The 15419-nt window shown below is 51.6% G+C and carries 18 protein-coding genes; 16 read left to right on the forward strand and 2 right to left on the reverse strand.

The window, feature by feature from the left end:
* Positions 1-27 precede the first annotated feature (27 nt).
* Entirely contained in the window at positions 28-687 is a 660-nt protein-coding gene (locus tag LG288_RS04390) for a TetR/AcrR family transcriptional regulator (RefSeq protein WP_404402403.1), read from the forward strand.
* A 58-nt stretch (positions 688-745) separates the two neighbouring features.
* Complete coding sequence (locus LG288_RS04395; RefSeq protein ID WP_404402405.1) at positions 746-3085, forward strand: acyl-CoA dehydrogenase; 2340 nt, start codon at positions 746-748, stop codon at positions 3083-3085.
* Between the two features lie 50 nt (positions 3086-3135).
* On the opposite strand, the gene LG288_RS04400 is transcribed toward LG288_RS04395, so the two are convergent.
* Positions 3136-4476: a S41 family peptidase gene (locus tag LG288_RS04400; RefSeq protein WP_404402407.1), complete on the reverse strand. Its 1341-nt coding sequence runs from the start codon at positions 4474-4476 to the stop codon at positions 3136-3138.
* Between the two features lie 132 nt (positions 4477-4608).
* On the opposite strand from LG288_RS04400, the gene nagZ reads away from it, so the two are divergent.
* A complete protein-coding gene (nagZ, locus tag LG288_RS04405; RefSeq protein ID WP_404402409.1) occupies positions 4609-5616 on the forward strand; it encodes a beta-N-acetylhexosaminidase in 1008 nt (335 codons plus the stop codon).
* On the opposite strand, the gene queC is transcribed toward nagZ, so the two are convergent.
* Positions 5603-6259, reverse strand: coding sequence for a 7-cyano-7-deazaguanine synthase QueC (queC, locus tag LG288_RS04410; protein WP_404402411.1), 657 nt, complete (start codon positions 6257-6259; stop codon positions 5603-5605). The two genes, nagZ and queC, sit on opposite strands and share 14 nt — an antisense overlap.
* A 52-nt stretch (positions 6260-6311) precedes the next feature.
* On the opposite strand from queC, the gene queE reads away from it, so the two are divergent.
* From queE to LG288_RS04475, 13 genes are all read left to right on the forward strand, one after another.
* Positions 6312-6983 (forward strand): 7-carboxy-7-deazaguanine synthase QueE, encoded by a 672-nt coding sequence (queE, locus tag LG288_RS04415; RefSeq protein ID WP_404402413.1) that lies wholly within the window; start codon positions 6312-6314, stop codon positions 6981-6983.
* Positions 6984-7075: 92 nt separating this feature from the next.
* Positions 7076-7354: a Flp family type IVb pilin gene (locus LG288_RS04420; RefSeq protein WP_404402415.1), complete on the forward strand. Its 279-nt coding sequence runs from the start codon at positions 7076-7078 to the stop codon at positions 7352-7354.
* Positions 7355-8605, forward strand: coding sequence for a pilus assembly protein TadG-related protein (locus LG288_RS04425; protein WP_404402417.1), 1251 nt, complete (start codon positions 7355-7357; stop codon positions 8603-8605).
* A 10-nt stretch (positions 8606-8615) separates the two neighbouring features.
* Positions 8616-9134, forward strand: a complete 519-nt coding sequence (locus LG288_RS04430; protein ID WP_404402419.1) for a hypothetical protein — start codon at positions 8616-8618, stop codon at positions 9132-9134.
* 28 nt (positions 9135-9162) lie between these two features.
* On the forward strand, positions 9163-9669 hold the full coding sequence (locus tag LG288_RS04435; protein ID WP_404402421.1) for a hypothetical protein: 507 nt from the start codon (positions 9163-9165) through the stop codon (positions 9667-9669).
* Entirely contained in the window at positions 9669-9854 is a 186-nt protein-coding gene (locus LG288_RS04440) for a hypothetical protein (RefSeq protein WP_404402423.1), read from the forward strand. The genes LG288_RS04435 and LG288_RS04440 overlap by 1 nt, the downstream gene beginning before the upstream one ends.
* Entirely contained in the window at positions 9851-10576 is a 726-nt protein-coding gene (gene cpaB / locus LG288_RS04445) for a Flp pilus assembly protein CpaB (RefSeq protein WP_404402425.1), read from the forward strand. The genes LG288_RS04440 and cpaB overlap by 4 nt, the downstream gene beginning before the upstream one ends.
* A complete protein-coding gene (locus LG288_RS04450) occupies positions 10573-11769 on the forward strand; it encodes a type II and III secretion system protein family protein (RefSeq protein ID WP_404402427.1) in 1197 nt (398 codons plus the stop codon). The genes cpaB and LG288_RS04450 overlap by 4 nt, the downstream gene beginning before the upstream one ends.
* Entirely contained in the window at positions 11756-12970 is a 1215-nt protein-coding gene (locus LG288_RS04455) for a CpaF family protein (protein WP_404402429.1), read from the forward strand. The genes LG288_RS04450 and LG288_RS04455 overlap by 14 nt, the downstream gene beginning before the upstream one ends.
* Before the next feature lies 1 nt (position 12971).
* Positions 12972-13823, forward strand: a complete 852-nt coding sequence (locus LG288_RS04460) for a type II secretion system F family protein (protein WP_404402431.1) — start codon at positions 12972-12974, stop codon at positions 13821-13823.
* Positions 13823-14614 (forward strand): type II secretion system F family protein, encoded by a 792-nt coding sequence (locus tag LG288_RS04465; RefSeq protein WP_404402433.1) that lies wholly within the window; start codon positions 13823-13825, stop codon positions 14612-14614. The genes LG288_RS04460 and LG288_RS04465 overlap by 1 nt, the downstream gene beginning before the upstream one ends.
* Entirely contained in the window at positions 14614-15075 is a 462-nt protein-coding gene (locus LG288_RS04470; RefSeq protein WP_404402435.1) for a DUF192 domain-containing protein, read from the forward strand. Before LG288_RS04465 ends, LG288_RS04470 begins: the two co-directional genes overlap by 1 nt.
* The gene (locus LG288_RS04475) at positions 15041-15412 is read left to right on the forward strand and encodes a hypothetical protein (RefSeq protein ID WP_404402437.1); all 372 of its coding nucleotides are present in this window, start codon (positions 15041-15043) and stop codon (positions 15410-15412) included. Before LG288_RS04470 ends, LG288_RS04475 begins: the two co-directional genes overlap by 35 nt.
* Positions 15413-15419 lie beyond the last annotated feature (7 nt).

A 15419-nucleotide genomic window follows, 5' to 3' on the forward strand; every position in this document is an offset into this window, starting at 1 on the left:
GCATGTTTTAAATATGCGTTTACGATTATGACCGAACTGGTAAATATCCCACAGAAAAGTAAAATTAGCACTCAGACAAAAATTTTAAATGCCGCCGAGGCGCAATTTGCCCGCGACGGTTTTGAACAAACCTCGTTGCGGCAGATAACTCAGACCGCCGGTGTTAATCTGGCCTCCGTGAACTACCATTTTGGCTCTAAGAAAGCCCTGATTCAGGCGGTTGTCGCACGTTACATGAATGTGTTTATGCCGGCTCTGGAAGCCGAGCTAAAGCAACTGGATGATCAGCCACAACTGACCAGTCTGAACGTTTTTGATAGTTTTAAAGCCCCGTTATTAAGTCTGACCCGGGTAAATCAACGCGGTACCGAACACTTCTTGCGGCTGCTGGGCTTTGCTTATGCAGAAACGCAGGGACATTTGCGGCGTTACACACAGACTGCTTTTGGTGATGTATTACAGCATTTGTTGGCGCTGTTACACCGCGCGAATCCTCATCTAACAGAGCAGGATATGTTCTGGCGGTTGCATTTTGTTCTGGGTGCCACGGTATTTGCTCAGGTATCCGGGCAGGCGCTTGTCGAAATTGCTCAGGCAGAATTTGATGAGCAGGCCAACATTGAATCGGTTATTGAGCATTTAATTGTGTTCATTGCCGGCGGACTGGGTAGTAACGCAGCCGGGTGAGCAAAAGCCTGTTGTCTTGTCTACACTTTAAACAGTAATAAGCGAGTCGGAGAAAACCGTGGAAATTATTATCTTACTGATTGTCTTGTTGGTTATTGTACTGGCAGTGACCGATATCCGTCGCAGTCTAATCACCAAGCCGATCTTCGGTCTATTTAAACGTATTCTGCCGCCCTTATCGGATACCGAGCGGGAGGCGATGGAAGCCGGTGATGTCTGGTGGGACGGTGACCTGTTCAGCGGCCGGCCGGATTGGCAAAAGCTACTGGATATGCCTGAACCTAAGCTGACGGAAGAGGAGCAGGCCTTTGTAGATAACCAGTTGGCAACCTTACTGGATATGCTGGATGACTTTAAGATCGTCCAGCAGGATCGCGACTTACCCAAGCCGGTATGGGACTATCTGCGTAAAGAGCACTTTTTTGCCATGATCATTGGTAAAGAGTTCGGTGGCCTTGATTTTTCTCCGGCGGCTAACTCGTACATTGTTTCGCGTATTGCTACCCGCTCGGTCAGCGCGGCGGTGACGGTCATGGTGCCTAATTCTCTCGGGCCGGGCGAGCTGCTTACCCACTATGGCACCAAAACTCAGCAAGACTACTGGTTACCGCGACTGGCTGACGGTACTGATATCCCCTGTTTTGCGCTAACTGGGCCTGAAGCAGGCTCCGATGCCGGCGCAATCCCCGACGAGGGCGTAATCTGCCGGGGTCAACACGACGGTGAGGAAGTCGTCGGTATTCGATTAAACTGGTCAAAACGTTATATTACTCTGGCACCGGCAGCAACGGTGCTTGGCCTGGCGTTTAAGTTATATGATCCCGATGGCTTGTTGGGTGACAAAAAAGCCCTCGGTATTACCTGCGCTTTAATCCCGACCGACCATCCGGGGATTGAGACAGGCGATCGCCACTTTCCGCTTAATCAGGCATTTTTAAACGGCACCACCTATGGTAAAGACGTTTTCATTCCGCTGGACTGGATTATTGGTGGTATTGATTACGCCGGCAAAGGCTGGCGTATGCTGGTGGAATGCCTTTCAGCGGGCCGGGGAATATCTTTACCGGCGCTGGCCGCGGCCACGGGTCATGTCAGCCAGCGTATGACCGGTGCTTACGCTTACGTGCGCCAGCAATTCGGTTTGCCGATTGGAGTATTTGAGGGCGTCCAGGGAGCGATGGGAAAAATTGGCGGAACCAATTATACCATTGAATCAATGCGGCGACTGACCGTAAGTGCTCTGTGTCAGGGTAAAAGCCCGTCGGTTGTAACAGCAATGACTAAGTATCACATGACCGAAATGGGCCGGCAGGTAATGGAACAGGCCATGGATGTGCATGCCGGTAAAGGCATTCAGTTAGGCCCCCACAACTATCTGGGTCATAATTACATGGCAACACCGGTGTCCATTACGGTTGAGGGCGCTAATATCCTGACCCGTAATCTGATGATTTTTGGTCAGGGAGCAACCCGCTGTCATCCCTATGTACTGGAGGAAATGAAAGCTGCTGCCAATCCGGATCAGGAACAGGCATTAGCGGACTTTGACCGGCTGTTAGTTAAACATGTTAAGTTTGCGGTGAGCAATGTTTTCGGTAGTTTGTGGATGGGGCTGACGGGCTCGCGCTTTAATGAGACTCCGGTGAGTGGCGAAACAGCCCGCTACTATCAGCACCTTAGCCGCATGAGCCGTGGCCTGGCAATGGCGGCCGATGTGTCTATGCTGATGCTTGGTGGCGATCTGAAGCGCAAGGAAATGATTTCAGCGCGTTTAGGCGATGTTCTCAGCCATCTGTATATGGCATCGGCGGTGTTAAAGCGCTTTGAAGAAGAAGGCCGGCAGGCGGCAGACTTACCTTATGTTCATTATGCCGTGCAGCGCCATCTGTATGAAATTGGACAGGCCTTTACCGGGTTCTTTCGCAATTTCCCAAATAGGGTGGTGGCGAACTTAATGCGCGTGGTGGTGTTCCCGCTGGGTAATCACTTTAATGCACCGGCAGATAAATTATCGCAGGACATCAGTGCCGATATGATGAAGCCGGGTGTGACCCGGGATCGTCATACCTTCCTGTGTTTTTGGAAAGACGACGAAAACGACATGACCGGTCACATGGAAAAAGCATTTTTGTCGATGCTTGAGCTAAAAGATGTTTATAAAACCTTGCGCAAGGCGCAAAAGCAAGGTGAGCTGTCAGCTAACCTGAATGGACAGGAGCTGGCCGATACGGCGCTGGAAAAAGGTATTCTTAATAGCGATCAGGCTAAACAACTGGCTGCTACTGAGCGCCTGCGTTTAAGAGCCATCGGTGTGGATAGCTTTGCGCCGGGCATTCTGGAGCACAACCAGTTTTATACTACCAAAGGGGACATCCGCAAAGCGCCGATCCGTGACTAAAATTAACTGAATATGCTGCGGCTTTCAGTTGGCGCGCTTCACTGCCATGATTACTGCAGTGAGGCGCGTTTTTCTTTTAAGTTGTAAAACTGAGGGGCAGCGGTTTGCCGGACCCCGGCTGATGATTCGGTTAATTGCATGGCGGCGGCAGCGACCGGGCAGCTGTTGTTTTCCAGAACATGCTTTGCCGCCGCGGTCAGCGGATCGTTAAAACTGCCCCAGTCTGCAACCAGTTGGTCGGATACGGGACAGTCGGGTTGTAGCCCCTGATAATACTGTCCTTCACCAGCGGAATTGACGGTTTCAAAATTGATCGCGAAGGTGACTTTATCACACAATTCGTTGGGAACCTGTCCGACGGGCTTGCCGCAGGTTGCATTGCCAATTACCGTGACATCAATATGCGGGCGTAATGAGTTAATGATGATCTCAGAAGACGAGCAGCTGGCACCGGTAGTGAGCAATACGACGCCATTTAGATCAAGCTGTTCAACGCCGTCGACTAAACTAAAGGGGACGCGCTGATTTTGATCGCTGTTTTGTTCGTTAAAACGATACTCGATAAAGGTTTCGCCCTGGACATTAATACCCGCGGCCTGGGTCGCAGCCTGGTTAGCATAGCGAATTAAACCGCCGCTGTTGTAGCGCAAATCAATGACCAGATCCGTCACATTTTGTTGCTGAAACTGGTCAAAAGCCTGATTTAGGTCGGCACCAGTGCGGTTAATAAAACTGTCCAGAGTGAAATAGCCCACGGTCTGGTTAGTTAATGACCAGACCTGAGTGCCCATGACGCTGTTAGTTGCTACCACGTCTTTGCTCAGAGTTTCGGTAAATTCTCTACCATCGGGGGTGCGCCAGCTCAGTTCGCGGATTACGCCGACCTCCGCTTCGCCGAGGGCATCACCATAGCTGCCGTTGGCCAGCAGCTCGCTGGTTTTTACACCGTCGACGGCAATAAGACTATCAGCACGGCGCATACCGGCATTCCAGGCCGGAGAATCCTGATAAACAAAACGCAGTTTGATTTCATCGTTACTGACTTGTTGCTGAGAAAAGCCAAAACCGGCGTATTCTGCAGTAACGAACAGAGACTGATATTCCTCGTCGGTTAAGATGTAGCTGTAACGGTCTTCAGGAGCCCGGAGTTGGTCGAGCAACTCGTCCAGATTGGCAAAGTTCTCGGGATCGATTTGAGCAGGTAGTTGCTCATTCCAAAAATAGTCTTCCTGCATGTAATCAAAGAAGCGTTGATTTTGGTCAGCGACAGAACAAGTCCCGTAGCCAGCCTGTTGGCTGCTATCAGTTTCAGCAGAGGTTCCAGAAGAGCCACCACAAGCTGTTACTAATAAGGCAGCAGATAAAGCACAGGTGATAGTTGCAGTGTTCATAACTTACTCAGATGTTATTTTTTTATTATTGAGTAGCTTAAACCAGCATAAATAAATACAAAAGAGGGATAGCGAAAATTTAACGCTCTGGCACACTAAACAGCCAGCAATCTTAATTTAAGAGGAAACTCTATGGCGCTAGTCATGATCGACATCGCAGGCACAGTATTAACAAGCGAAGACAAGGAGTTACTGGCTCACCCCGATGTACACGGCCTTATTTTATTCAGTCGCAATTTTCAGTCAGTGCAACAACTGAATCGTTTGTGTGCCGACAGCCGCGCAGCAGCGGGCAAGCCTTTGTTAATTGCGGTTGATCATGAAGGCGGGCCGGTACAGCGTTTTCGTCAGGGCTTTAGCGATATTCCGGCAATGGCAAATATCAGGCACCGTATTGATAAAGCGCAACAGCGCACAGTAGCCCGGCAACTGGGATGGCTGATGGCGGCCGAGGTAAAAGCCGCTGGTCTGGATATCAGTTTTGCTCCGGTGCTGGATATAGACGCCGTTAGCGACGTCATTGGTGAACGGGCATTTGCCGATAACGGCGAAACCGTGGTGCAACTAGCCGCTGAGTTTATTGCCGGAATGCATGAAGCAGGAATGCCGGCGACCGGCAAGCACTTCCCTGGCCATGGCTCGGTGCAGGCGGATTCTCATATTGCCATCACCGAGGACGGGCGTGATAAAGAAAGTATTTTTACAACGGATCTGGTGCCTTTTCGGGCGCTGGCTAATAAGCTGGACGGTATGATGCCTGCCCATGTTATATACACTCAGTTAGATGATCAGCCGGCTGGTTTTTCGCGCTATTGGTTACAGTCGGTATTACGCCAGCAACTGGGCTTTGACGGCATGATTTTTAGTGATGATTTGTCAATGCATGGGGCAACTGTTGTCGGTGATATCACAGCGCGGGCGCATGCCGCACTTACCGCTGGTTGCGATATGGTACTGGTATGCAATGACCGGGCAGCCGTCCGGCAACTGCTGCAACAGCCATTGCCGGAAACGTCCGCGGCCAGCGCCCAACGCCTGCAGCGCATGCGGGGGAAAGCCACCCATGGTGATCTGCAAGAGCTGCAGCGCACCGACCGCTGGCAGCAGGCTCAGCAGTGGCTAACGCTTATTCATAGCTGAGCGGGTCAGCAACTTGATTAGCGGCAAACGCCTGTAAACGTTCAATACAGGCGCCGCATTTTCCGCAGGCTTTATCGCGCCCGTTGTAACAGGTCCAGGTTTTACTGTAGTCCAGCCCCATATCTAAACCGTCGCGTAAAATCTCATTCTTATCGACCTCCAGATAAGGCGCTACCACGGCAACCGGCTGGTAGTTTGCCAGTTTACTGACCACATCCATCTGGCGGACAAATTCCGGGCGGCAGTCGGGGTAAATGGTATGGTCGCCTGAATGAGCGCCGTAGTAAACGGCTTCGGCCTGCTGCGATACGGCGTAGGCGATCGCCATAGAGAGCAGGATCATGTTGCGGTTAGGTACCACGGTGGATAGCATTGATTCTTGCTCATAATGACTTTGCGGGATGTCAATGTCATCGGTCAGAGAACTGCCGGCCAGCAAGCTATTGATAGCAGTAATATCGATAACTTTGTGGGTAATGTTCAGCTCGCGGCAAACCTGGCGGGCAACGGTCAGTTCTTTTACATGCCGCTGACCGTAATCAAATGACAGGGCTAATACCTCGTATCCCTGACGCACAGCTTTATTAAGTACGGTAAATGAATCCATTCCGCCTGAATAAATCACCACGACTTTTTGTGACATTAGCTCTCTCTCCGTTATAATCACCACAGCGCTTGCTATATTAACTAATGTTATGACTTATCGCATCAATGAAATGTTTGAAACTTTACAGGGAGAGGGTACTTTTACCGGTGTCCCCTCCATTTTTATCCGTTTACAGGGGTGTCCCGTGGGCTGTCCCTGGTGCGATACCCAGCATACCTGGGAGACGCGGCCGCAGGATCAGGTTTCGGTTGCGGCTATGCTGGCTAAAAGCACGGCCGCTTCGGCCTGGGCCGAGATGACTGCTGACGACATAATGGATACTATCGTGGCGCAGGACTACCAGGCAAAACATGTGGTGATAACCGGCGGAGAGCCGGCGATGTTTGACTTACTGCCGCTTTCGCAAGTACTGGAAGCCAACGGCCTGCAGTTACAAATCGAAACCAGCGGTACATTTGAACTTAAAGTATCACGGCAAACCTGGGTTACTGTCTCACCCAAGCTGGATATGCCTGGCGGTTACCTGGTGCGGCCGGATTGTATGGCACGGGCTAATGAAATCAAACACCCCATCGCGATGCAAAAACATATCGACGCCCTGGACCAGTTATTGGCTCGTTGCGACTTGCGCGAAGACGTACAAATTTGTCTGCAGCCTATCAGTCAAAGGCCCCGGGCAACCGCCTTAGCGATGCAAACCTGCATCCGCCGTAACTGGCGCTTATCGGTTCAGCTGCACAAATATCTTAATATCGAGTAAGCCTTCAGCGGTTCTCTGCCTGCCTTGAATTAAGGCACCTATACTTCTGCCTGCCGATGACAATCCGGTCACGGAAACAGCAGGAGTGCACTATGTTGCCTACACCAACGCGTCGAAAAATTGCCGGTCAGGGTATGACCGAGTACATCATTATTGTTGCCCTGATCGCCGTTGCAGCGATTGGTGTTTATTCTCTGTTCGGTAAATCAATCCGTAATCAGGTTGCCGGCCTGGCCAAGGAAATTACCGGTCAGACCGCTTCCACGGAACTAAACCGGGCACGTCAAGCCTCCCGCAGCGCCGGAACTAACGCCAATAAAGACATTAATCTGGGCAATTACGACGAAGCCACTGAACAGGGCAATCAGTGAATGAAGCTGGCTGCATCCCGGACACAGCAACGCGGACAGACCTTGATGCTGATGACGGTCGCTATTTTTCTGATGGTGTTGTTATTGCTTGCTGCAACGCGGATGGGAGAGCATGCCAGGCGTCAGTGGTACTTACAAAGTGTTGCTGACAATGCTGCCCACAGTGCCGCCGTATTGCTGTCGCGCCAATTGAATCTGGCTGCAGTGCTTAACCGGGCGCTAATTGGTAACCAGATTGCTATGGCTCAGTGGTTGGGTCTGGCAAGCTGGTTGTCAATGATGAATGCGGGTCTGAAAGTGGCTGCTAAGGTGCTGGCCTTAATTCCAGGATTGCAGGGTATCGCCATTAGCGCCTATCGGTTACTGACTAAAATTGAGCATTTTGGTGACCAGGTGATCCGTGGCCTGATTCTTTTTAACGTGGGTGTGGTCAAGGCGATATCGTTAACCCAGACGGCGTTGCAGCTTGCGATGACTGCAGAAACGCCATTGAGTGTTGGTCAGGTGGTTGATGCTCACGACAGTAACTTAAGCTGGTCCTTATACCATGGCGGCGGGGTGGTGCCATTTCCGCTGCTATGGTGGCAGTTCAGTACACTGCGCAGCACGCGGAAACGCAAGCATTCAGATGACTTCCGTCAATTAACGTTAAAAAGCCGTGACCCTTTTACCCGGGACAGAAGCTATCGCTGGGCTTCTGTTGTGTTTTTACGAATGCAAAAAGCCGGCGGCTCGGCGCTGCAAACCCCGGCAAACGGACGCTGGAACTGGAATGCACTGGATTCGCTATCCGTGCATTACCGTAAGTACGGTTTTTTTGGTAAGTGGAAGGAAGGCCTGCCGATCGCAGGATCGGCCCGCGGTGTCTTCCAGCCTTATTGGGCTTCGCGCTGGCAACCCGGCTCGTATGGTAATGCCTTTGATATTAACCCCGGGTCTTCACGCATTGGTTTTTATTCTATGCGCAGTTATCGGATCCAGCAGTTGCCTTTCAGTTACTGGAGCCTTGGCCGCGGCAGTCGCTATGGTGCTAATGCGGTGGTGGTGGCGATAAAAGATAGCCGTAGCGGGCAAATCAGTCATGCCCGCGCCGAAGTGATCTTTTCGCGGCCGTTATCGGTGTTCCCCCGCGCTGATAACGCTCAGGAGAAGGACAATTTATTCAATGCTCTGTGGGAGCCGCAGCTGGTGCCTTTAACCGCAGCCGATAAGGCAGCTATTGTAACCCGCGAGTTTGTCATTGATGGATAGGGGGCAGGTAGTGCTGGAAGCTCTTCTGGGGTTGCTGTTGCTGATCAGCACAGTGGCATTATTAACTGATTATTTGTTGCCTGCTGCCCACACCAACCAGCAACAATTGCTGAGTAACCGGGACCTTATCTGGGCCCGACAGATGGATGACGAAAAAGCGCTGTTGTCAGACAATTACAGTGCAGCGAAAGCTTCGGGGCGGTTACTTAACGAGCTCAGCAAACTGGTGCCGCTGGATTTTGATAACAAAAATTTAAGACACAACCGACAAGCCGCCGACGGAGCCGTTAATCAGTATCCGATGGCACGTCTCACTGATGGCTGGTCAGCGAGCACCGGTGATGCTTTAGCGGGGCGGCCGCGTCTGTTTGTCATAAATACGGTGCTCGACAACAGCATCATTGAATTCCTGCAAAAAGGTATTGGCTGGTTACCCATAGCGAAAGAGGTACGCCCGGATTCACTCATTTTTGGTCATATTGACACCGATGTGGTGCCACAGCAGGCGTTACAGAAAAAGTCGAATTAAACGATCAGCCAGGGAGGCAGGATTGATAATGGACGTACCGGCAGGCTTTGAGTCCTGGCAATGGCAAAGACATTCTATTCAGCAGCTTACTCAGGTTACTGCCTGGCAGTTACAACAGCCGGCCGAGCCTGACTGGCAACAGTTGAGTCGCTGGTACCCGCAGTGTACCGAGGCGCGAATGAATAATTACTGGGTATGTGAAATTGAAGGACAACTCTGGACCTTTTTTGAATTTCAGCAACAACAGTGGGTGCTTATGCCCCTTAAGCAGCCGGCTCTCAGTCAGCAGTCGCCATTGCCGCTGGGGCTAGATTTAATCAACCGGACCGAGCATAACGGTTATCAGGTCTGGATTTACTTCAGTCAGCGCCCTTTGAATTTATTAAAACGGCAGTTGCATTTTCGGCTGGCGCAGCGGATTGAGCAACGTGTTGAGCTGGCAGATTCCGATGATTACTGGTTGCTTAAGGGCGATGACGGGCGATTAGTATTCAGTGAGCAGGGAAGCTGGACATTTGTGGTACTGATACGCTGATGCGACAGCGGGGGCAGGCCAGTGTTGAATGGCTATTGCTGGCGCTGGCATTACTGGTATTGCTTTGGTTCGGCGAGGGGCAATTTGCTCTGTTGACGGAATTAAGGGCCCTGGGAGCCGCGGTCATTGCGCATTTTCATTTTATTTTAAACTACGTTGCCATCGTGCCAATGGGAGGCTTGTGAAAGGTAAGCTTAAGTGGATCCTTATTTTACTGATCAGTTTAGCAATGACCGGGATTACTCTGTTGTTTTTGCAAAAGTACTTGTCAGAAGAAACCCAGCGGCGCCTGCAACAGGCAGAACCAGAATCGTTGGCTATTGTGGTGTTTGCCCGGGCCGTTAGTGAGGATGAACCCTTAGTAGCCGAGGCTCTTGCAGTGCGCGACTATCCGCAGCACCTGGTCAGTGATCAATGGCTGACCGCAGCTGATATTGGCCCGTTGTTAGGCCGGCGTTTAAAGCACGATGTCAGCCAGGGAGAGCCATTAACTGCCACAATGCTGATAGCGCATAATTTTGCCGGTTTGAGCCGACAGCTCCCTCAACATCATTATGCCGTGACGCTGCCCAGCTCTGATGTAGCGCGCCATAATGGCTTACTGGCGGTTGGTGACAGTGTTGATGTGGTTTTTTACCGGCAACAGCCTGATGGGGAAAGGGCGCAACAGGTGTTCACTGACTTGACGGTATTTGATTTGGGCAGCAGCAGCGATGGCTATGACACCAGTTACAGTGCCGCTTTAGGAATAACCCTGCTGGTTCCGGCTGAAAGCATCCGTCTGTTCAGTCATTACCAAAGAGATGACTATTCATTATGGGTGCGAGCCAGCGAGATGGCCGCTCGCCACTCCGTCTGGCAGCCGGTAGCTCCGCCTGCGCAGATCTTAAGCTGGAGCTCCGAATGATATTTCGCAGGTTAATGCTATTGCCCTGGATGCTGCTAAGCGTTGCAGCGATGGCAGAACAAACAATTCGCTTAAAAGTCGGCGAGACATTTCACCTGCCGGTTGCCGAAAATACTCAGATTATGATCGCCGACGAAACCGTCCTCAGCGGTCGGCTGGTTGGGACTAAGCAACTCTTGCTGAAAGGCAAAAGCCAGGGCTATAGCGACTTATGGCTGATTAATGAAACGGCGACCCGCTGGCGGGTAACCGTAGCAGAAGTCAGCGATCCTGCGCTGATGCTAAAACTTAAGGACCTGACGGGGCGGGAGCCGAATTTAACCACCGAGTCATTAGACAATTTTGTCATCGTCAAAGGAGATATTAGTGCCGCAGGGGCGCTGATACTGGCCCAGCTGGAAGAGACTTATCCGCAGTTGCTGGATCAAACCACCACGCTAATGGTTGACCAGCCGATGCTACGGCTAAGCGTTAAAATTCTTGAGATTAAACGTCAACAGCTGCGCGAACTGGGTATTGACTGGCAGACTACCACCAGCGGACCTACTGCAGCAACAGCCATAAAAGGGATGTTTCGTTGGTCAGCACAAATTGATTCTACGTTAAATTTGCTGCAGCAACAGGGCCAGGCGGAACTACTGGCCAGCCCGACACTATCGGCACAAAGCGGCGAAAGTGCGACGTTTCTGGCCGGCGGTGAACTGCCGATACCGCAAGTGCTTGCGCAAGGCATGCAGGATGTCAGTTTCCGCGAATACGGGATTAAACTCATTATTGAGCCGGAAATTACCGCAACCGGAAAAATTAAAACCCGCTTAAGCGCCGAGGTCAGCAATATCGATCCGGCTGTCACCGTCGCTGGCGTTCCGGGTATTTTGTCGCGCCGCACAGACTCAATATTTCTTTCCCGGGAGGGCGATACACTGGTGTTATCCGGCTTATTAAGCCACGAGAAAAGCCACAGTGAAAGCGCAACGCCGGGGCTGCAGAAGCTGCCGCTACTGGGTCAGTTATTTCAATCACAACAACACCGGGAACAGCAGACGGAGCTGCTGATCATGGTAACAACAGAGCGTCTGGATGCTGCCCAGCGGCGCATTGATGAGCAGCAACAGCGTTACTTTGAACAGCAACAATGGCTACGTCAGGCGGGTTGCTCAGGTCTTAAGGAAAAGGCATATGTCGGATATTAAACAGCATTTACAGCAACAATTACGCTGGCATCTGGATCAGCGTGATCCACGCATCGAGAATTTGTCAGATAAAGCCTTACGGGAGCATGCCAGCCGCTATTTGTCGGAACAGGTGGATGATCATCAGCAGCACCAGAACCTGATCCGCGAAGTGGTTAACGAAGCTATTGGCCTGGGGCCGCTCGAACCTTTGTTACACGACGCGGAAATATCAGAAATTATGGTTAATCGCTTTGACCGGATTTTCATCGAAAAAGCAGGTTGTTTGCAGGATGCGCAAATCGCTTTTAGTAATGAGCAGGCATTACGGCGTGCTATCGATCGTATTGTCCTGCCGCTGGGTCGTCACGTCGACGACGCCTCGCCTATGGTTGATGCGCGGCTGCAGGATGGCTCGCGCGTTAATGCAGTGATCACGCCACTGGCACTGGCCGGCAGCTGTCTGACTATCCGTAAGTTTTCCGCTAAGCCGTTAACTCTGGACGATTTGGTGAAGTCCGGGTCACTGTCGGCCGAGGCCGCTGAATTTTTAAGTTTATCGGTAAGCTGCCGGCAAAATATTATTGTGTCCGGCGGCACCGGTACAGGTAAAACAACTTTATTAAATACCTTATCCAGTGAGATCCCCGGCACCGAACGTGTGATCACCATTGAGGATGCTGCCGAGCTACAGCTCAGCCATGACAATTTAATTAGTCTTGAAGCCCGGCCCAAAAATCAGGAAGGGCAGGGGGCCGTAGGTATCCGCGAGCTGGTGATTAATGCCTTACGAATGCGACCCGATCGACTGGTTGTCGGCGAATGTCGCGGCGCTGAAGCACTGGATATGTTACAGGCTATGAATACCGGGCATGCCGGTTCGTTAAGTACGGTGCATGCTAATACCGCGCGGGATGCGTTGCGCCGGCTGGAAGTTATGGTACTGATGGGGGGGATCGAGCTGCCGATTAGCGCCATTCGCCAGCAGGTCGCCAGTGCTGTTGATATTATTGTGCAAATTGCCCGTCTTTCAGACGGTCGCCGGGTGGTTGTCAGCATCAACGAGGTAACCGGTTTAGATGGCGATACGCTGCAGGTAGCCACTCTGTACGAACGCTCGCGGGCTACCGATAGTCTGCAAAGCTGCCAGACGCCGTGTCAGTTTGCGCAACATCAAAGCGATGAGCTGCAGGCCCGACTGATGCATTGTCTGGTGGGATGACATGTTAACTCAGTGGTTGGTCGCCTTTAGTTTATTACTCAGCGGCGTGTTCTGGGGCAGCCTGCTGGTGCAGTTTAATAAACGGCGGCTGAAACATATCGAAGGGACACTGGAAATCAATGCACAGCGCTCGCTGCAGGAGTTTTTTCTGTACCTGCCAGCGCGTGTATTAGTGCGGCTGTACCTGTTTGCCATGTTGCTGGTGCCTGTCTTCGGTTGGTTACTGGCGGACTGGCTGACCGCAATGGTGTGTTTGCTGGTGGTTGTTGTAGCACCGCCGGCGGGCTACCGCTGGTTATTAAAACGCCGCTATCGGGCGCTGCAGAAACAATTGCCGCCGATGTTGGTTACTCTCAGCAACCAGTTGCGCAGTGGTATTAGTATGGCTAACGCCATTGGCGGATTAAGAGGTGAGCTGGCGGCGCCGTTAGGTCAGGAGGTCAATGAAATTTTACGGCAGGTTAAATTAGGTCAGGATCTGGAAAGTGCACTATTAGGCTGGCAAAAACGAGTGCCGATTTTTTCCGTTAAAATGGTGGTGCAGTCGTTGATCCTGGGCTTTCGCAGCGGTGGCCAGCAGTCGGATTTACTGATGCGGCTGGCGGACAACCTGCAGCAGCAACAGCATATCCGTGAACGCCAGGCGACCTTATCTTCACAGGCAAAAATGCAGGCGCGGGTTTTGGTTCTGATGCCGGTTGCCCTGTTTTTTCTGTTACGCAGCATGAAACCTGACCATATTGCGATGCTGACTGACCGGCTGATTGGGCAGTTAATGCTGGTCGCTGCGGGGATTTTGATGTTGCTGGGTGGCTGGATGATGAAAAAAATTCTAAATACGGATGACTTCTGATGCTGCTTATCCTGCTGCCGTCGATTTTTCTCTGTACTGTGGCGGTTTGTTACGCCTTGAGTTGGCTTTGGCGACGGTTGGATATTTTGTCGCGCCTGGACCAGCTCAGCGCCGGACTTTGGCTTCGCTTACCGGTCGGGCTGCAACATCGGTTAGTTTATCTATTTGACAGTGAAGGGCGTCAGCAAGCAGTTCATCGCCAGGTTAATAGTTGGGCCGCTTTGCTGCTGGGCGCCCTGTCCGGCGCTCTGCTCAGTGGCCAGTTTATTCTCTTAGCGGGGGCTATTTTAGTGTTGTTATTGCATATCAGCCGGGTGCGCGGACAGTTTGCCCGAAAACAGCATAAAATAAAAATGGAGCTGCCCGATTTTAGTGATCTGCTGGCGATGATGATTGCTGCCGGCATTCCGCTGATACCGGCCTTAGCGCGGGTAGCAGAGGCATGCGAAGGAGGCCTGCTGGCGGCTGAAATCAGTCGGGTTAATTATCAGTTACGCCAGGGAACGCCATTTTCAGAGGCACTGCAGCGGCTGGCGTTACAGTACCGGCTGCCGCTATTAAATGAGTGGACCGGGATGCTAATCCAGGGCCATAAACAAGGCAGTAGCCTGGTAACGACACTCAGATTTCAGTCACTGCAAATGCGTCAGCAACTGCTTAATGAAGCAGAAAAAAGAGCGCAGGAAGCGCCGGTTAAACTGCTGTTCCCCCTGATGACATGCTTTTTTCCAGTTAATTTTTTGATCATTCTGGGTCCTATCGTATTACAGATCAGCGAGGGTGGGTTTTAATGATGCAGCAAGAAACAAGGATTGTGATCTGGCCGCACGCAAGGGCTATGCAAAGTTTCAGTGAGAGATTCTGGGGGTTGTTGAGGCAGCCGGAACCTAGCTATTCGCAGGCGTTTTGGTTTCCGCGTTGCCGTGCTATTCATACCTATGGAATGAAAGCGCCGATTGATGTGCTGGCGGTCGATCGGCAGTTACGGATAATCAGTGTGACGCGGCATTTATCACCGGGCAGATCCTATCGTTTTAAAGGGGCCTACGGAATTATCGAGTTATCAGCTTTAGCCCCGTGGCCGCTGGAACACTGGATAGGACAACCGCTTATTTTTTTATCGCAGGGAGAGCGATGTGATGCCACGACTCAATTACCGGTGGACAGTTTTTTTAATATTGCCATTGAGCCTGTTACTGAGTGCTTGTCAGGCAACAGTGGAGCAGATTCATCAGCAATATCAGGTTTATGATCAGGCATTATACTGGTATCAACAGGGGGATTTATTAAGTGCCGAACAGCGGCTCAATCAGCTTCATTCACGGCATTTACAGACTCCTGAAAGCCTGCAACTGCTGGGCCATATTCACTTCCGTCAGCAGCGCCTGCAGGCAGCCGAGAAAGCTTATGCTGCGGCTATCAAGCTGGATGCTGACGATGCACTGAACTGGCATAATCTGGCGTTGGTAAGGTTACGGCTGACCACGGCAACCCTGATGTCGGCACGCACGCAGCTGGGGCATCTGGAACCGGACGACGAGCAGCTGCTGACCACTTTATTACGGTTACAGCGTGCCAGCCTGCAATAAGGCCTGT

The sequence above is a fragment of the Idiomarina seosinensis genome (assembly GCF_044797955.1).
GTDB lineage: Bacteria > Pseudomonadota > Gammaproteobacteria > Enterobacterales > Alteromonadaceae > Idiomarina > Idiomarina seosinensis_A.

Excerpts from the sequence above, each read along its gene's own strand:
- LG288_RS04420 (WP_404402415.1), top strand. The coding sequence starts at position 7,076 with ATGTTGCCTACACCAACGCGTCGAAAAATTGCCGGTCAGGGTATGACC.
- LG288_RS04455 (WP_404402429.1), top strand. The coding sequence starts at position 11,756 with ATGTCGGATATTAAACAGCATTTACAGCAACAATTACGCTGGCATCTG.
- LG288_RS04450 (WP_404402427.1), top strand. The coding sequence starts at position 10,573 with ATGATATTTCGCAGGTTAATGCTATTGCCCTGGATGCTGCTAAGCGTT.
- nagZ (WP_404402409.1), top strand. The coding sequence starts at position 4,609 with ATGGCGCTAGTCATGATCGACATCGCAGGCACAGTATTAACAAGCGAA.
- LG288_RS04440 (WP_404402423.1), top strand. The coding sequence starts at position 9,669 with ATGCGACAGCGGGGGCAGGCCAGTGTTGAATGGCTATTGCTGGCGCTG.
- LG288_RS04400 (WP_404402407.1), bottom strand. The coding sequence starts at position 4,476 with ATGAACACTGCAACTATCACCTGTGCTTTATCTGCTGCCTTATTAGTA.
- queE (WP_404402413.1), top strand. The coding sequence starts at position 6,312 with ATGACTTATCGCATCAATGAAATGTTTGAAACTTTACAGGGAGAGGGT.
- LG288_RS04460 (WP_404402431.1), top strand. The coding sequence starts at position 12,972 with ATGTTAACTCAGTGGTTGGTCGCCTTTAGTTTATTACTCAGCGGCGTG.
- LG288_RS04390 (WP_404402403.1), top strand. The coding sequence starts at position 28 with ATGACCGAACTGGTAAATATCCCACAGAAAAGTAAAATTAGCACTCAG.
- LG288_RS04435 (WP_404402421.1), top strand. The coding sequence starts at position 9,163 with ATGGACGTACCGGCAGGCTTTGAGTCCTGGCAATGGCAAAGACATTCT.
- LG288_RS04465 (WP_404402433.1), top strand. The coding sequence starts at position 13,823 with ATGCTGCTTATCCTGCTGCCGTCGATTTTTCTCTGTACTGTGGCGGTT.
- queC (WP_404402411.1), bottom strand. The coding sequence starts at position 6,259 with ATGTCACAAAAAGTCGTGGTGATTTATTCAGGCGGAATGGATTCATTT.
- LG288_RS04470 (WP_404402435.1), top strand. The coding sequence starts at position 14,614 with ATGATGCAGCAAGAAACAAGGATTGTGATCTGGCCGCACGCAAGGGCT.
- LG288_RS04425 (WP_404402417.1), top strand. The coding sequence starts at position 7,355 with ATGAAGCTGGCTGCATCCCGGACACAGCAACGCGGACAGACCTTGATG.